General features: G+C 52.1%; 14 protein-coding genes. 6 read left to right on the top strand and 8 right to left on the bottom strand.

Annotation, left to right across the window (positions count from 1 at the left end):
- Positions 1-296, bottom strand: a 296-nt coding sequence (locus EYQ49_06745; protein ID HIG25568.1) for an ATP:cob(I)alamin adenosyltransferase, incomplete at its 3' end; no start/stop codon positions are given.
- 80 nt (positions 297-376) lie between these two features.
- Between EYQ49_06745 and EYQ49_06740 the strand changes: the two genes are divergently transcribed.
- Genes EYQ49_06740 through EYQ49_06720 form a run of 5 tightly spaced genes read left to right on the top strand, consistent with a single transcriptional unit; the run spans position 377 to position 5,188 of the window.
- Positions 377-1,747: an exopolysaccharide biosynthesis polyprenyl glycosylphosphotransferase gene (locus EYQ49_06740; GenBank protein ID HIG25567.1), complete on the top strand. Its 1,371-nt coding sequence runs from the start codon at positions 377-379 to the stop codon at positions 1,745-1,747.
- Positions 1,744-2,709 (top strand): glycosyltransferase, encoded by a 966-nt coding sequence (locus EYQ49_06735; protein ID HIG25566.1) that lies wholly within the window; start codon positions 1,744-1,746, stop codon positions 2,707-2,709. Before EYQ49_06740 ends, EYQ49_06735 begins: the two co-directional genes overlap by 4 nt.
- 44 nt (positions 2,710-2,753) lie before the next feature.
- Positions 2,754-3,587, top strand: coding sequence for an ABC transporter permease (locus tag EYQ49_06730; protein ID HIG25565.1), 834 nt, complete (start codon positions 2,754-2,756; stop codon positions 3,585-3,587).
- Positions 3,584-4,327, top strand: a complete 744-nt coding sequence (locus EYQ49_06725; protein ID HIG25564.1) for an ABC transporter ATP-binding protein — start codon at positions 3,584-3,586, stop codon at positions 4,325-4,327. The genes EYQ49_06730 and EYQ49_06725 overlap by 4 nt, the downstream gene beginning before the upstream one ends.
- Positions 4,328-4,336: 9 nt before the next feature.
- Positions 4,337-5,188, top strand: coding sequence for an SMP-30/gluconolactonase/LRE family protein (locus tag EYQ49_06720; GenBank protein HIG25563.1), 852 nt, complete (start codon positions 4,337-4,339; stop codon positions 5,186-5,188).
- On the opposite strand, the gene EYQ49_06715 is transcribed toward EYQ49_06720, so the two are convergent.
- From EYQ49_06715 to EYQ49_06695, 5 genes are read right to left on the bottom strand one after another with little or no spacing between them, the layout of a single operon-like run.
- Complete coding sequence (locus tag EYQ49_06715) at positions 5,185-6,249, bottom strand: hypothetical protein (GenBank protein HIG25562.1); 1,065 nt, start codon at positions 6,247-6,249, stop codon at positions 5,185-5,187. The two genes, EYQ49_06720 and EYQ49_06715, sit on opposite strands and share 4 nt — an antisense overlap.
- 6 nt (positions 6,250-6,255) lie before the next feature.
- Positions 6,256-6,993, bottom strand: coding sequence for an SDR family oxidoreductase (locus EYQ49_06710; protein HIG25561.1), 738 nt, complete (start codon positions 6,991-6,993; stop codon positions 6,256-6,258).
- The gene (locus EYQ49_06705) at positions 6,990-7,934 is read right to left on the bottom strand and encodes a dihydrofolate reductase (protein HIG25560.1); all 945 of its coding nucleotides are present in this window, start codon (positions 7,932-7,934) and stop codon (positions 6,990-6,992) included. Before EYQ49_06705 ends, EYQ49_06710 begins: the two co-directional genes overlap by 4 nt.
- Complete coding sequence (locus tag EYQ49_06700; protein HIG25559.1) at positions 7,931-8,605, bottom strand: acylneuraminate cytidylyltransferase family protein; 675 nt, start codon at positions 8,603-8,605, stop codon at positions 7,931-7,933. The genes EYQ49_06705 and EYQ49_06700 overlap by 4 nt, the downstream gene beginning before the upstream one ends.
- 9 nt (positions 8,606-8,614) lie before the next feature.
- Positions 8,615-9,547 carry a glycosyltransferase family 2 protein gene (locus tag EYQ49_06695; GenBank protein ID HIG25558.1) on the bottom strand — a complete coding sequence of 311 codons (933 nt, stop codon included), beginning with the start codon at positions 9,545-9,547 and terminating at the stop codon, positions 8,615-8,617.
- Between the two features lie 49 nt (positions 9,548-9,596).
- On the opposite strand from EYQ49_06695, the gene EYQ49_06690 reads away from it, so the two are divergent.
- Positions 9,597-10,454: a glycosyltransferase family 2 protein gene (locus tag EYQ49_06690; GenBank protein ID HIG25557.1), complete on the top strand. Its 858-nt coding sequence runs from the start codon at positions 9,597-9,599 to the stop codon at positions 10,452-10,454.
- A gap of 17 nt (positions 10,455-10,471) precedes the next feature.
- Here EYQ49_06690 and EYQ49_06685 read toward each other — a convergent pair whose 3' ends face one another.
- Positions 10,472-11,575 carry a glycosyltransferase family 2 protein gene (locus tag EYQ49_06685; GenBank protein HIG25556.1) on the bottom strand — a complete coding sequence of 368 codons (1,104 nt, stop codon included), beginning with the start codon at positions 11,573-11,575 and terminating at the stop codon, positions 10,472-10,474.
- Positions 11,576-14,203: a glycosyltransferase gene (locus EYQ49_06680; protein HIG25555.1), complete on the bottom strand. Its 2,628-nt coding sequence runs from the start codon at positions 14,201-14,203 to the stop codon at positions 11,576-11,578.
- Positions 14,204-14,429: the final 226 nt, after the last annotated feature.

Raw genomic sequence — 14,429 nt, 5'->3', positions numbered from 1 at the left:
ATCAGGGTCTCTAACTGCGTTACGTCTTTTTCTGTGGGGCGGGTGCCGGCTTCGGTAAGGCGGTCCAACTTCTCGGGAAGGCATGCCAACTCGGCCATCACCAACCATAAGTCACCTTCAAGTTTTAACAACACTTCAGCTAATTCTGAGCCAGCAGCAGCCCGAGCCAAACCCAATGCTGCTTGGGTTTCATCCACATCGCCGTAGGCCACCGGTTGCGGACTGTCTTTGGCTACCCGGCCGCCATAAAGCAAACCAGTGGTGCCGTCATCGCCTTTGCGGGTGTAGATCTTCATTGGTCAGATTCTAGACGAGGCGGGCATGAACTCTTGCTTTGGTAGCGGAGCGTTACGCTAGGGGCACAACCTTTTACATCATGACTACTCAATCCGTACCGGCGCGGCCGGATAAACCTGAAACTGAGCGCTGGCCTTTGCCTTGGCTGCGCTCTTTGGGCTTTCGTTATCTCTTGATTCTTGATTCGGTTGGCTTATTTGCCTTGATGGCATTCATTATCACCGTGCGTTTTGGTACCGCTTGGCCTACCTATTCCATTAACTACCATTTGGCGGGCTTTGGGGCGGCCACGGTTATTCATTTGGGGGTTTATTATTTCGGTGGCCTTTACGAATACGAGCAACGCTTAGGTCGGCCAGGCTGGCTGCCACGGGTTTCTGCACTCACTCTTTTTGCGGTGCTGATATCTGCTTTCTTTGCCCTTACTACCGGGCGCTATTTCATGCCTCGCGGAAACTTGTTGGCTTTTTTGGTGGCGGCTTCGCTGCTGGTTACTTTTAATCGTTGGCTGTCTCGGTCGGTGCGCTCTCGACGTTTTGGGCATCCACGGGTTCTTTTGGTGGGGCAAACTGAGGATCGGGCCTTAGCGGCTCGCCACATTGAAGAGGCCGGCGGAGACATTGAGGTGGTAGGACAAGTTGCACCGGGCGGCCACTTGATACACGAGGTTGACCAAGTAGAAGCCACCGATGTGCTGTTGTTGAGTGGTGAAACTCTGGATGAGATTTATCCGCAGCCTTTGGGTCAACTTGGCCACCGCCGGGTTGGGGTTTACAAGCGAATAACCCCCGCCGACACTTTGTTGGGTCTGCAACGCAGTCGTCAAATAGCCGGTATGCCGTTTGTAGCTTTAAGAGCCCATGCGGTGCCGTCGCATTCCCTGCGGCTCAAACGTCTTTTGGATTTGCTGTATCTTTTACTGGCTGTGCCGGTGGCCGTATTGGGGTTTTTCTTGGTTGCGCTCTATGTACGAACTCGCGCCGGGACAGGTATTTTTTATCGTCAGCAACGAGTGGGCTACCTTGGCCAGCCTTTTGCCATGTGGAAGTTTCGCACCATGGCCCACGAAGCGGAGTCGACTACGGGGGCGCAATTAGCTACAGAAGCCGACCCTCGAGTATTGGCGGGCATGGGGTGGTTGCGGAAGTCCCGGTTAGATGAACTCCCCCAGTTGTGGAATGTACTGAAAGGTGAGATGTCGTTGGTGGGCCCTCGGCCCGAACGCCCGGAGTTTGTTGACCAGTTCGAAGCCGAAATACCTGGTTACGAGCGCCGCCACGATGTACCGCCGGGCTTGACCGGTTTGGCTCAGGTGCGTGGCCATTATCAAACGGACCCGTCATACAAATTGGGTCACGACCTGCAATACATCGTGAACTGGTCAGCGATTCTTGATTTGCAAATCGGGCTCAGAACGGTATTGGTAGTGCTCCGCCACTCGGCTCGATGACCTCCGCTCCTTTGCCGTCGCTTTCAGTAGTCATCCCGGCGTTAAATGCCGCCAATGTCATCGAGGCTTGCCTTGAAGCAGTATTTGCTCAGGAATATTCGGGCCCTCTTGACGTCACGGTGGCCCTTGCCCCGAGCGATGACCACACCCAAGAAATCTTGAACGAATGGCAAGCAAAAGAACCCCGCTTGCAGGTGGTTGCCAACCCCAGTGGCCGTACCCCGACAGCTTTGAACTTGGCTATCGCCGCTAGCCGCGGCGATTTGGTGGCTCGAGTGGATGCCCAGTCGGTGCTCCCCCCTGGTTATCTGCAACAAGCGGCAGTTACTTTGGCGCGCACCGGAGCAGCCAACGTGGGCGGGGTGCAAAACCCGGTGGGCGATGAAGGCATGCAACAAATCATTGCTTTGGCCATGCGGTCTCCGTTTGGGGCTGGCCCGGCAAGTTTTCGTGGCCATGGCCACAAGGGGCCGGTAGATACCGTTTATTTAGGTACCTTTACCCGGGCGGCGCTGGAGGCCGTGGGTGGTTTTGATGAGTCTTACATTCGCAATCAAGATTACGAACTCAACTGGCGACTTCGTGAAGCGGGCTTGACCGTTTGGTTTGACCCAACTCTCGTGGTGGATTATCGGCCGCGACCTACCTTGAAGAAACTGGCCTCTCAATACTTTCAATATGGAGCATGGAAACGCCGCATGCTTCTGAAGAACCCACGGTCGCTGCGGTTACGCCAGTTGGCAGCACCAGGGCTGGTTCTGGCGCTCTTCGGGTCAGCCATAGCACTCGCTTTGGGCAGCCTTTGGGGGCTTACCGTGCCCGGTGTTTATTTGTTTGCTTTATTGGCCGCATCCACCAAACAAAGGGATCTTTTAGCCCCCCAGCGGTGGGCTTTGCTGCGAACCTTCGCCACCATGCACTTGTCTTGGGGTTGGGGCTTTCTGTTTCGGCTTTCAAAGTAACTTCAGTGAACCAAGCACAACGACCGAAGCGATAGGGTAACCCGATGGCCGAAAACCTCGCAGATTCCGACCTCATCGAGCTCAGTGCCAAGACCCCACTCGGCCCTTATCTGAGGGAAATGTGGGAGCGGCGTGAGTTTGCCATTGTGGTACCAGCGAACGACATTCGGGCGCAGAATATGGACACTGCTCTTGGCCAACTCTGGCATTTGTTAAACCCGCTCATGCTCATCGGGGTTTATTACGTCATCTTTGGGGTAGTGCTTAAAACCAGTCGCGGAGTAGACAACTTTCTTGGTTTTTTAGTGGTGGGTATTTTAATTTTCCAGCTAACACAACGGGCCGTACAAGAAGCTGCCGCCTCAATTAAACGCAACGAATCGCTTATCCGGTCCATTCAGTTTCCTCGATCACTCTTGCCGGTTTCGGCGGTTACTGGCCAAACCATTGCTTTTGCCCCGAGCCTTGTGGTGCTCCTTGGATTTGTGCTCATCACTGGAGAACTCCCTACTTGGCGATGGTTCGCTCTCCCCGTGATTTTGCTGGGCCAAGCCTTATTCGGTGTCGGCGCTGCTTTCATCATTGCTCGTGTCGGCTTCGCGGTGACCGACATTCAGCAAATTTTGCCTCACTTGTTTCGCCTCTTGTTCTATATGTCGGGGGTTATTTTCAGTGTGGAAGTTTTCATCACCAACACCACTATGCAAAACTTGTTTGCTTTAAACCCTATGTATGACATCATCACCATTGCCCGATGGTCGCTCATGGGGCTGCCAGCACCTACCGCCTGCGTCGTGGGCCTTATCGTTTGGGCGACCCTTCTTCCAATTGCTGGACTGCTTTATTTTCGGGCCGGCGAGCACCGGTATGGAGCATGAGTATGAGGACGGCCCTGGTGGTCGACGATGTAAACGTCATTTACCGGGTCTACGAAGATGCCAAACCGGGAATCAAACAAATGTTTTCCAAAGGTCGTTCTCGGCGAAAGTTCCGCTCCATACATGCCGTCCGAGGCATCTCGTTTCGCCTAGACGAAGGGAAAAGCCTCGGCATAATCGGGTCGAATGGCTCTGGTAAGTCCACTTTGTTAATGGCCCTTACGGGGCTGCTTCCTTTAGAGTCAGGAAAAATAAAAGTACGCTCACGCCCCACCTTGTTGGCAGTTAGCGCCGCTCTTCGCCCGGGCCTTTCGGGTCGACGGAACATCATTATTGGTGGGTTAGCCATGGGCATGTCAAAGCGTGAGATCGAAAGCAAATTAGACGACATCTGCGCTTTTGCGGAATTGGAGGATTTTATTGATCTTCCTATGCGTGCTTATTCTTCTGGAATGCGGGCTCGGTTATCATTTGCTATTGCCACTGCTCATCAGCCAGAAATCTTGCTTATTGATGAAGCATTAGCAGTTGGCGATGCTCATTTCAAAGAAAAAAGTGCCGCTCGGATTAACAAGATCCGCTCTCAAGCAGGTGCGGTGATATTGGTGAGTCACGACACGGCTGAAGTAGCTCGATCCTGCGACCGTACCTTATGGATTGAAAAGGGCGAACTAAAAGCCGACGGCCCCACCGATGAGGTGATCGCTCTTTACCGGGCGGCCACCCACCCCGCTGGCTAGCCGGAACCCATGCAGGCAGAGCGCTTATTAGCGGCTGGCGCAGAGTTGGCCGAAGGTCCGGTTTGGGATACGCAGGCCCAAGAGGTGGTGTGGGTTGATGTCTTGGCCGGTCAGATAAATCGACTTTCATTAAGTGGCCAGGTAGGGTCCCCCACCCAAATGTCTACTTCGGTGGGGGCTCTTGCCTTCACCGCCACAAATTCTTGGCTAGCGGCAACTCCCGATGGCTTATGTCGTCTTGACGATCGCTCTCTGGTAGTTGGGTTACCTCTACAAGCACCAGATCTGCGCATGAACGACGGCAAGGTGGACCCACAGGGGCGTTTTGTGGGTGGAACCATGACCACTGGCCGGCCCCGCAAAGGTGCCGGTTCTTTATGGTCTTTCGGTGGCGCTGGCGTGCGCATGTTGGTTGACGGCGTCACGATCTCGAATGGGCTGGCTTGGTCCGCCGATGGCTGCACCATGTTTTATGTTGATACCCCTACGCAACGGATTGACGCTTTTGACTACGATCCCTCAAGCGGTGTGGTGGCCAACCGTCGACCCTGGGCGCATATTCCTTCAGAAATGGGGGCACCAGATGGCATGTGCATTGATGTTGAAGGAGGCCTTTGGGTTGCCTTGTGGGGAGGCAGCGCAGTGGTTCGTCTAATCGACGGAACAGTGACCGAACGTATTGAAGTACCAACACCCCAGGTCACTTGCCCTGCTTTTGTCGGGCCTAAGTTAGATCAACTCGTTATTACCACCGCCGCCATAGGCCTCGACCCTTGCCCCGAAGGAGCAGGCGATCTCTATATCTGCACCCCGGGGGTCGCCGGCACTTTGCCTAACCCTCTGGGGAGTTGGGCCAACTAGCTCTCCAGCACTGCGGCTATTTGCTTGGCGGCTCGCTCTGCTGGACTTTCTGCTCTCTCTAGGTGCAGGTGGTGGTATAAAAATTCTTCTGCTTGTTTGCGGACCTCTTCTCGAGAAGGTGGAGGTTCTCTCAATGCTTTGGCCAACTCGTCAACAGAGGAACTAAGAGAAAAAGCACCTCGATGGTCAGCAAAGGTCGGGACCTTCTCGCCATGTGGATTGTGGTAGGTCATGGGTACGCCTCGCACCAAAGCCTCGTAGCCCAGGGTGCTAAACCGGGTTACGAACCTCGGTGAGCGACTCAATAACGCCCCCGCATCTTCTTGAGACCGACGCCATGGTGCCACTAGCCCTTTGTCGGCCACATGCTGTGAAATGGTGTACCGCCACCCAGCGAGGCGGCTAGCTTTTTGCACACTCTTTAACCATGGCCGGCGGTGTTGTTCCCCCACCCCGTAAGTGAAGTTGAGATTCACCAGCAGTTTTTCGTCTTGAGCCGGTAGGGGTTCTTGGTGCCAGAGTTTAGTTAACCGTTCGCTGCCGATCAGAGTCCGAGAGCAACCGGAGAGAGCGTCGTAACTGTATTGCCCAAGGCAAAATACGTGATCTACGCTTCGGTAGGCCTGCCGTTGTTTTCCTGTGTCAACGTCTTGAAAGTCTTGCACGCCTTCTACCCATGCGAAGGTGGGGACTTGCTGGTTTTTCATAAAATCAACCAACGAAGCGGTAGTCCCCCAATCGTTTAGCACCACTAATGCTGTTGCTTGGGTTAGTTGGGTCTCGGTGAGGAGTTGCCCCCCAGCCCATGGGGCGGCATCTAAAAGTTCTTTATGTCGTTTTACTGATGGCCGCCACCGGTGCAGCACTCGGCGGGGCGGGGCAGGCGCTACCACCAAGCAAGGTTTTCCTCTTCGGTGGAGCTGGTTAGCCAAAGGCAGAAGTTCTTCTAAGTGGTAGGCGGCTTGAGCCACCAGGATTGCTGCTGGTTGTTCATTCACTTCTGGCGAAGATCCGCCAATTATTTGCAATACGGGCAAACGATCAAACAATACCTGGGACATGGCGGACTATTCGGTGGAGAGTCGTGCCGTGGCGCCGCCATCAACAACCAGCATTTGGCCGGTCAGATAAGGGGTTTGCTGGCTGTCGGCAAAGTGCACGATGGTGGGGGCGACCTGGCCGGGGGTGGCAATAAAGCCCAGCGGTGTTTTGTCTATCAAATTTTGGCGGTTGCCTTCTGGGCCGGCGGGGTGGGGGCGTCGACTTAAACCATCTTCCAGCATGGGGGTGGCTACTGCCCCAGGAAGCACTGCGTTGCAACGAATGCCTTGGGGGGCGAGTTCTAGCGCCGCAGCGCGGGTTAATGCCACCAATGCTCCCTTAGAGGCGGCATAGGCGGCCACGTTGATAGAAGTAGCTACGGCGTGCACTGACCCCACGTTTACAATGGCTCCTTTTGCTCGGGCCAGTTGTGGGGCTCCGGCCCGTATCATTTGAAAAGCACTTCTTACGTTGACATCAAAAACTGCTTGCCACTCCTCGTCGCTAGTAGCAGTCAGAGGCTTATCTAGGCCTACCGCGGCATTGTTTACTATGGCGTGAATTTTTTCGACGTCAGCCAGGCGTTCAAAAAGCTCTTTAACCGCATCTGGTTGCGAAAGATCAGCGTACTCAAAGCGTTCAAGGGGCTCCGGCGCCTCATTACGCCCTACTCCTATTACTTCCCAGCCTTGACGACGAAACTCTGCACAAACGGCAGCCCCGATTCCACTACTTACTCCAGTGACGACAGCAACTCGGCTCATAGGTCCAACTCTACGCCGAGTTCGTGAGCCAGGTTTTTCAAGGCCCGCACGTGTACCCGGGCCGAGGCCTCCAAAGTATTCGAAGCATTATGGGAACCAAAAATAACGTTCTTTAACAAGCGAATGGGGTCGTCTGGTGCTGGCGGTTCTTCTTCTAACACATCTACGGCGGCGCCGGCCAGGGTGCCATTTTGTAAAGCCCGCACCAGCGCTGGGGTTTCCACTACTGCCCCACGCCCAACGTTTACCAGCCACCCGCCGGGTTTCATGAGGGCAAGGTGTTGGTCGTTGATGAGGTGCTGGGTGCTGGGGTTCAGCGGGCAATTAACCGACACAATGTCGCTACGGGACATGAGGTCCTCAAAGGGGACCACCTGTGCGCCTAACTCTGTAGCAGCCTTTTGGCTTTCTGATGAGGGGTCTGAACCCAAAACGGTCATCCCGGCTACTACGGCTCGGCGCACCACGGCCCGGCCGATGCCTCCCAGCCCAATGACTCCGATGGTTTTTCCTCCCAAAGACCGTCCGGCGGGCTTAGGCCATTGTCCGGCTTGTATCCCATGATCAACAGCATGGAGTTGTCGAAGCAACAACACACAGTAAGCCATAGTGACGTCGGCTACTTCGTCGTCAAAAGCACCGGGGGTATTAGTTACCGGAATATTCCGCAGGGCGGCGGCTTCTTTGTCTATGCCATCTACCCCGATACCCCATTTGGAAATAGCTTTTAGATCTAAACAATGGTCGAGTACTTCTGCGGTGAACTGGTCGTCGCCGGCTACTACCCCCACACACCCTTCTAGGGCCGTCACCAATTCAGTTCCTTCAAGATGTTGCCCGGCTATTTCAGGGAGTTGCACCTCGAAACCAGCGGCGGTTAAGGCCGGAAGGTAGGCCTCTATGTCTCTAATAAGTTGAATACAAGTGACAGCAATTTTCATATTGTTTGCTCCTTATTCATGCGCTGCAGGGTCTCAGCTAAAACAAAATCGGTTTCTTCGTCAATATCCGTAGCTTCAAGAGGGTCTATTTCAAAGAGCAGTGGCCGATCGCCAAAGCGGCGGCCTTCGGATATTTGCTGCCGGCTAAACACATACATGCCTGAGTTTTCTTCATAGAGGGGAGGAAGGTCTTGGGTGCGAAGCAAAACTGCGGGGTCATGATTGACCGGCACGCCATCAGCGTCATAGAGACGAGTTTGTAAACGCGTCACTGAGAATAACGAATCGTGGGTGTTTGACGCTTCTTCTAAAGCAGCAAGGCCGGCAGAAATTGTTTCGGTGCGCAACAAAGGACTAGTGGAGTGTGTTTGCAAATACCAATCAGCATCCAACTGGCCGGCATCGTGCCGGAGAATTTCTGTCATGGGTACTTCACCGCCCAGCAAATGCTTAGGTCGGGGTATCACCAACACGGTAGGAAACTTTTCTGCGCATTGATCAGCCACCGTGGGGCTATCTGTATCAACGACCACTTGAGTAATTTGCGGGCAGGCCAGCAGGGTTTGCAGCATGTGGTGAAACAACGGTGCACCATTGAAGTCCCGATAGTTTTTGCCCGGCACCCGCTCGCTGGAATGACGCATAGGCATAAATGCAACAACGTTTAGCATTGAGTCTTTCTATCCTTCTGAGCCTGGTAACGGGCGTTTTCGTTTTGTGGTAAAGCCTTTGGGGTAATAGAACCGTCGCTTTAGTTCAGCGGTGGGGTCATCGTGTTGGCGAAACCCTTGCCATGCCCCACGAAACTGTGCGTAACGAAAACGAGGGATGCTCAAAAAATTACTTAACAAGCATCTCCGAGGTACCGCAGCCACATAATCACGAAGCGTGTTGGCTATAAAAAGTCCAGTTGCTTCAATAAACCCCATCTTTTGGTGCCCAAAAACTCGCTTGTGGGCTATCGCCTCTCGACGATAACGATTCATGGTCTGGGCGATGCTTTCCTCGTGCACGTGCACAATCATGGCCTCTGCCTCATACCAAAGGCCATGACCGTTGGCCAAGGCTTGTTTTGCCCATGCCATGTCTTCAAGCCCAGTGAGGGTTTCGTCGTAGGGGTTTTGTTCCCAAACGGTGCGTCGCACCGCACAGTTGGCATTATTGCAAAAAGGGTGATCTTGTTGTGGGTCAGAAACGTAAGGAAACCAACGGCGCATCATCTCCATCTCAGAAAAGTGGGTGCGCTCATCGCCGGTTTGTCTGCCGTAGACCAAGGCCACCTCAGGGTTTTCTTCAAAAGGAGCCACCAGCCGGGCCAACCAATGCTCATCAAATGGATACACGTGAGCACTTACAAAGACCAAGATATCGCTACTTGCTTCTCGGCAACCTACGTTGAGGGCTCGTCCGAAGGTAAAATCTCCGGGAGCAATCCTCACCACATCGGCTCCAAATTCTTGACAAATCTCTGCTGAACAGTCGGTGGAACCTGAATCGACCAAGATCACTTGATCGGCTTGATGAGTTTGCATAGCAAGACCTTCAAGCAGGGTCGGCAAATGCTCGGCCTCGTTAAAGGCGCGTATCACGATTGAAACAGAAAGAGCCACCAGCCCAGTCTATCTTCCAAGGTTGCGGCTCTTTGGCCACTACCCTGACCGTATGCATTCTGTTTCAGTGGTGATCCTCACCATGGGCGATCGCCCGGAGAGTTTAGCCGCCGCAGTCGCTTCTGCTCGCTCCCAAGAAGGCGTTCTGGTTGAGGTTGTGCTCGTCGTAAATGGAGGGAACTCGGCTCACGATTTGGCTGATGTGGTGGTTGAGCCAGGGGAAAATACCGGTATTCCTGGAGGGCGCAATCTTGGAGCGGCGGCAGCTTCTGGAGAATTTCTTTGCTTTTTGGATGACGACGCGTGGTATGCCACTAATGGGGTTATCGCCCAAGCGGTCGAAATGGCTGCTTCGAACCCGTTGGTGGCGGTGGTGGGTCTTGGGATCACTGATGCTGACGGTGAAACCACTAACCGGCACCACCCAATGCTTTTTAAGCGACCCGACCATACTTGTCAAGCAACTTCGTTCCCCGGGGGCGCTTGCGTGATTCGTAAGAGTGCATTTGACCAAGTAAGTGGATTCTACGCTGAATATTTCTATGGATTAGAGGAGACTGATCTCGCTTGGCGCCTTATCGATGCTGGATGGCAGGTTCTTTATGCTCCCCTATTGCTGATCCAGCACCCTGTCTCCTCCCCAGAAGGTAACCATCCAAACTTTTTTAAACAAACTGCCCGAAACAGAGTTTGGCTAGCTCGGCGTTTGTTACCTCCACCCTTTGCTCTCATCTACCTATTTAATTGGTCTTTTCTTTCTTTGGTACGTGAATGGCGGCGACTATCCACTCTCAAAGCAATTCTTCGTGGGTCTTTAACTGGTTGTCGCCATCGACCAAGCCAACGCCAACTAATTAGTTACCGAACCGTTGCCAGACTAACCAAGTTAAAACGCCCACCAATTATCTGATCCACCAATAATCGTAATCACTTACTGCTCTTACTAGCATTCGTTTTTCTCTTGCCGCACAACCAATGAGCAGCCTGCAAAAGTTCTTCATTGGTTATGGCGGCAGACTCAGATTCACTCAATAATCTTAAAAGCGAGGGCTTTATTTTTTTGAGTGCCTCTAGCCGGCCACGCGATCCCGAAGTACCTCTTGTACGTCGGACTGCTAGTGCATAAGCATCAGTAGAAAGCCTTGTTGAACCCATCAACCTCAATACATCAGAGTCGACTGCTTCAATGACCCTCAATGCTCCCTCATCACTTCTCTCAGCAAGTTCCCCCGCTGCAGTGAAACATGCCCCAGGGGCCGCACCTGCGGCAACGCGATAATACGCATCTGTCCGCCCGAGCACCCCTTTTGGTGCATCGTTCCATTCAAGGTCGAACGAAACGAACGCAGCCTGGATAGCACGAAAATGTTCTACAGGGTCACGGCGAGTCATAGAATCTGCTCTCCGGCGATAGGCAACACAAAGCGTTGGTTCATACACCGTCCGTCCGTTTAGGCGCAGCCACCATTGCCAAAATTCAGCATCTTCAGCGGTAATGGCTGATTCGTCAAAACCTCCCAGTGCCAGCACCAAGTCACGCTTTAATAGAGGAGCGCTTGCGATAAATGGAACTGACCGATTCGCTGGAACTAGCCATACATCCTCTCGTTTAGCGGCCCGACGACGAAATGGAAGCAGCATCGTCCGCTCGGGCACCGAGACCCAGTCTCCGTAACATCCAATTACCCCGAGCGGCGATTCTCCTAACCGCTGCACTCTCCGAGCCAACGCTGAAGGGAACAAAAAATCATCTGCGTCAAGAAACGTTACCCAAGTTCCAGATGCTGCTCTCAGCCCAAGGTTTCGCGCCGCTGCTAGTCCCTGCGATTTATCATTTTGGATGACCAAAAACCGGCCATCTGCCGCGGCTACTTTTTTGGCGATGGACAAAGTCTCATCTGATGATCCGTCGTCAATAACGACACAATTCCATATCACCCCTTTTTGACGCCGGACACTCTTCAAACACGCCGCAAGATGCTTTTCTTCATTTAAAGCCGGGATAACTACTGTTACTGCCACCCCGCTCATTTACTTACGGCCGATCGCTTCAAGAAGGTCCATTCGTCGAAAAATGTCTAAGTTGCCCCCCACCGTAGCATTGACGATTTCCCTACCGTCTGCAGCGAACATCTCACCAGCGAGCCGGTAGTTAACAAGAACACGATCCAATTTTGGATCCTTCCATGTTTTTCCTTTTCCAAAATAGTCAGGATGAAAATGGTTCACGTCATCACTGTTTGAGGTAAGCACGTCTCCCTTTCGGTCAACGTCATCAGGAATGGTGTAGCTAAAATCCATGCCAATCAGCGCAACCCGAGAGAAACCCATCCAATAGGCAAGTTGAAGGTTAATAATAGTGACTGATTGGCCGCAATAGAGACGTTGCCTTGGGTCTACTGAGAAACGGGGATGACATGCGGTGCCAGTACCTCGATCGTAAAACCCGGCATTCATTCTAAAAAAAATCATTTGATCAGTTACTTCATCATCGGAAAAGGCATCCCGATAGATGGTGGGGAAAAACTTGTAACTTGTTTCGAAACCCTTAATTTCCTTTGTGTTTTCCCGAAAAACACTTGTGTCTTCCACCACATAGTAAGTGATCGGGTCTGGGAAACGGTCTGCGGCATAAAAAATGCCATTTACACCAAAAGTAGGTACCCCTCCTAATTCTTCGACGGGGGTCTCATTCAGAGAAGGCCCATTACCAACAATAACCACCGTCTCGCCAACGTGTTTATTGTGCAGCTCATCGAACAACTCTGCGCTTCGAAGATCGAGAGCCCCCTCTTCTTTGTGGAGGAGTCGTCCGTAGTTCGTAGTCAACAACGACTCGGGGCCTCTTGTTTCTTGACATTTTACAAACTGCGTGATTTTCTTAGTCGCATCAATTGACTCCCACGTTTTTATAGAGAGCGACGAGCCAAGATTACAAGTGAGTTCCAATTCTCTCTCTGGAGAATCCACCGCAACAACTTCCACCTTGTCTCCAAGGCTTTTAATTAGTTCAACCGTCACTGGCCCAAAAGGGCGACGAACAATAAGTTTGGACGTTTTAACTCTGCCTAGTGCTACGTCACCATAGGAGTACCCGCTAAAAGGAGTTTCTTCCCATCTCGCTGCTCCTTCATCACCTTTCACAACATCTATATTGAGGTAAGAGACCTCCGCTCTTTCTTCTTTCAGTCGCTTACCTATCTCTGCGAGCGGGGCAACATCCGCAGATGTCTCAGCGAGAAGAAGAACATCAACTCCTTCTTTGCACCTTCGGATATCCACTACATCGCCCTCTTGTAACACCAGATCGGATACTAATGATCTCACTAGTACCTGAAGATGCTCTGCCCCTGCCATCGCCAATTGTTGGATTCGTTCTTTATCCTTTTCATCCACGTTTTGAGAAGCCACCCCAAGTCCAAGGCCTCGGTTTATCCCGGCCGTTACCCACTTCGTAACATCTAGATATTGAAATTGAGCTACGGTCATTGGCCGAAGAAATCCAATAATTTCATGAGTACACAAAATTTCTGGATCACCAGTAGAGACCAGACAAAGGCCAAGATACGTTGAGGCGCGGTGAAGGCGTATTTCCGCACCCTTCAATAAGCCGACCGGCAGTGATGCCGCTTTATCAACAACTACTTGTTCCTCGACCTTGGCAGCCCTATGGGCATCTTCACATAGTCGATCAGCTTCCTTCAGATGCCCAACAGAATCATTGCGCACCATGCTGGAGCGACGTTGTCGATATACACCCGATAATCTCCCCGCAGGTTTGAAGATGTACCCATGACGAAGAACTCGTTGCCAAAGATCCCAGTCTTCTGCCCCTCGCTTCATTTGCTCATCGAACCCTCCCAGTAAACGGAGTAGGTCTGTTCTCATCAACGGAGCATGAGCATTAAACGGGCATTCACCGGCAGAGGAAACAAAATCAACAACTTTCCCATCGTGCGGGCCATCAAGTGCTTCCGCTTGCTCTACAGTTGTTTCTTCTGGAACCTGGAGGGTTACTGCCCAAGAGCCTGCAACTTCTGCAAGAAGCCAATCTCTTTGCATGATTTCAACACGCCGCTCAAGTGACTTTCTGACCAACAAATCATCAGCATCAAGAAAAGTCACCAAAGGTTCTATGGCTTCCCTCAACCCCGTATTCCGGGCAGCAGACAACCCGCCATTTTTACCGTGACGGATAAGGCGAAATCGGTTATCTAATCGCTCCCAATTTGCGCCAATTTCTGCAGTCCTATCAGTCGAACCATCATCAATGATATAACAGCGCCAATTCTGAAATATCTGTGCTCTAACTGAAGCAAGGCAATCATCTAGAAACTCTTCTGCTTGAAAAGCAGGAACGACAATCCCGACCGCCAACGGAGCTCCCGAAGAAGCATGCGAAGAATCTACTGTTTCCAGCGTCAAAAAGGGCAGGTTTTCTAATTTGTCGAGAACAATCTTAACCGTTGCTGTCGTCTCTTTGCCCAAGTTCACCCGAGCGGTTTTACGCTGCCTTCTCATGTTCAGACGAAAAATCATTCTTCGCAATGTAGAAATAAAAAACACTCTCTTTGACGCTGCCCACCAAATTCGGTGAAGCCTCCAACCTAACCCTGACTTCAACCACGAAAAAAACCCACTTGGGCCTTGACTTTTCATACGTTGCGCTATCCGACCTAACAACGTTTCACCCTTTCGCTAAGTTGATACGCCCATACTCCACCTAATGCAGTTACCTTAGACTGCCATGTAGCGAATTCTTAACTTACCAATAGATAACTTGCTAACAATTTTCACCAAACACTTTCAGGGCGAACGAAATGAACACAAAAAAAACCAGTAAAAGACTTTTTCAATCAATCCTTGGCTTCTACCGCTCGCCTTC

The sequence above is a fragment of the Acidimicrobiia bacterium genome (assembly GCA_012959995.1).
In the GTDB taxonomy this organism is placed as follows: domain Bacteria; phylum Actinomycetota; class Acidimicrobiia; order Acidimicrobiales; family MedAcidi-G1; genus MedAcidi-G2B.
This window is presented reverse-complemented; position numbering and strand designations above follow the sequence as displayed.

Bases quoted from the DNA above. Each gene is read 5' to 3' on its own strand.
- EYQ49_06740 (HIG25567.1), top strand. From the start codon at position 377: ATGACTACTCAATCCGTACCGGCGCGGCCGGATAAACCTGAAACTGAG.
- EYQ49_06735 (HIG25566.1), top strand. From the start codon at position 1,744: ATGACCTCCGCTCCTTTGCCGTCGCTTTCAGTAGTCATCCCGGCGTTA.
- EYQ49_06730 (HIG25565.1), top strand. From the start codon at position 2,754: ATGGCCGAAAACCTCGCAGATTCCGACCTCATCGAGCTCAGTGCCAAG.
- EYQ49_06725 (HIG25564.1), top strand. From the start codon at position 3,584: ATGAGTATGAGGACGGCCCTGGTGGTCGACGATGTAAACGTCATTTAC.
- EYQ49_06720 (HIG25563.1), top strand. From the start codon at position 4,337: ATGCAGGCAGAGCGCTTATTAGCGGCTGGCGCAGAGTTGGCCGAAGGT.
- EYQ49_06715 (HIG25562.1), bottom strand. From the start codon at position 6,249: ATGTCCCAGGTATTGTTTGATCGTTTGCCCGTATTGCAAATAATTGGC.
- EYQ49_06710 (HIG25561.1), bottom strand. From the start codon at position 6,993: ATGAGCCGAGTTGCTGTCGTCACTGGAGTAAGTAGTGGAATCGGGGCT.
- EYQ49_06705 (HIG25560.1), bottom strand. From the start codon at position 7,934: ATGAAAATTGCTGTCACTTGTATTCAACTTATTAGAGACATAGAGGCC.
- EYQ49_06700 (HIG25559.1), bottom strand. From the start codon at position 8,605: ATGCTAAACGTTGTTGCATTTATGCCTATGCGTCATTCCAGCGAGCGG.
- EYQ49_06690 (HIG25557.1), top strand. From the start codon at position 9,597: ATGCATTCTGTTTCAGTGGTGATCCTCACCATGGGCGATCGCCCGGAG.
- EYQ49_06685 (HIG25556.1), bottom strand. From the start codon at position 11,575: ATGAGCGGGGTGGCAGTAACAGTAGTTATCCCGGCTTTAAATGAAGAA.
- EYQ49_06680 (HIG25555.1), bottom strand. From the start codon at position 14,203: ATGAAAAGTCAAGGCCCAAGTGGGTTTTTTTCGTGGTTGAAGTCAGGG.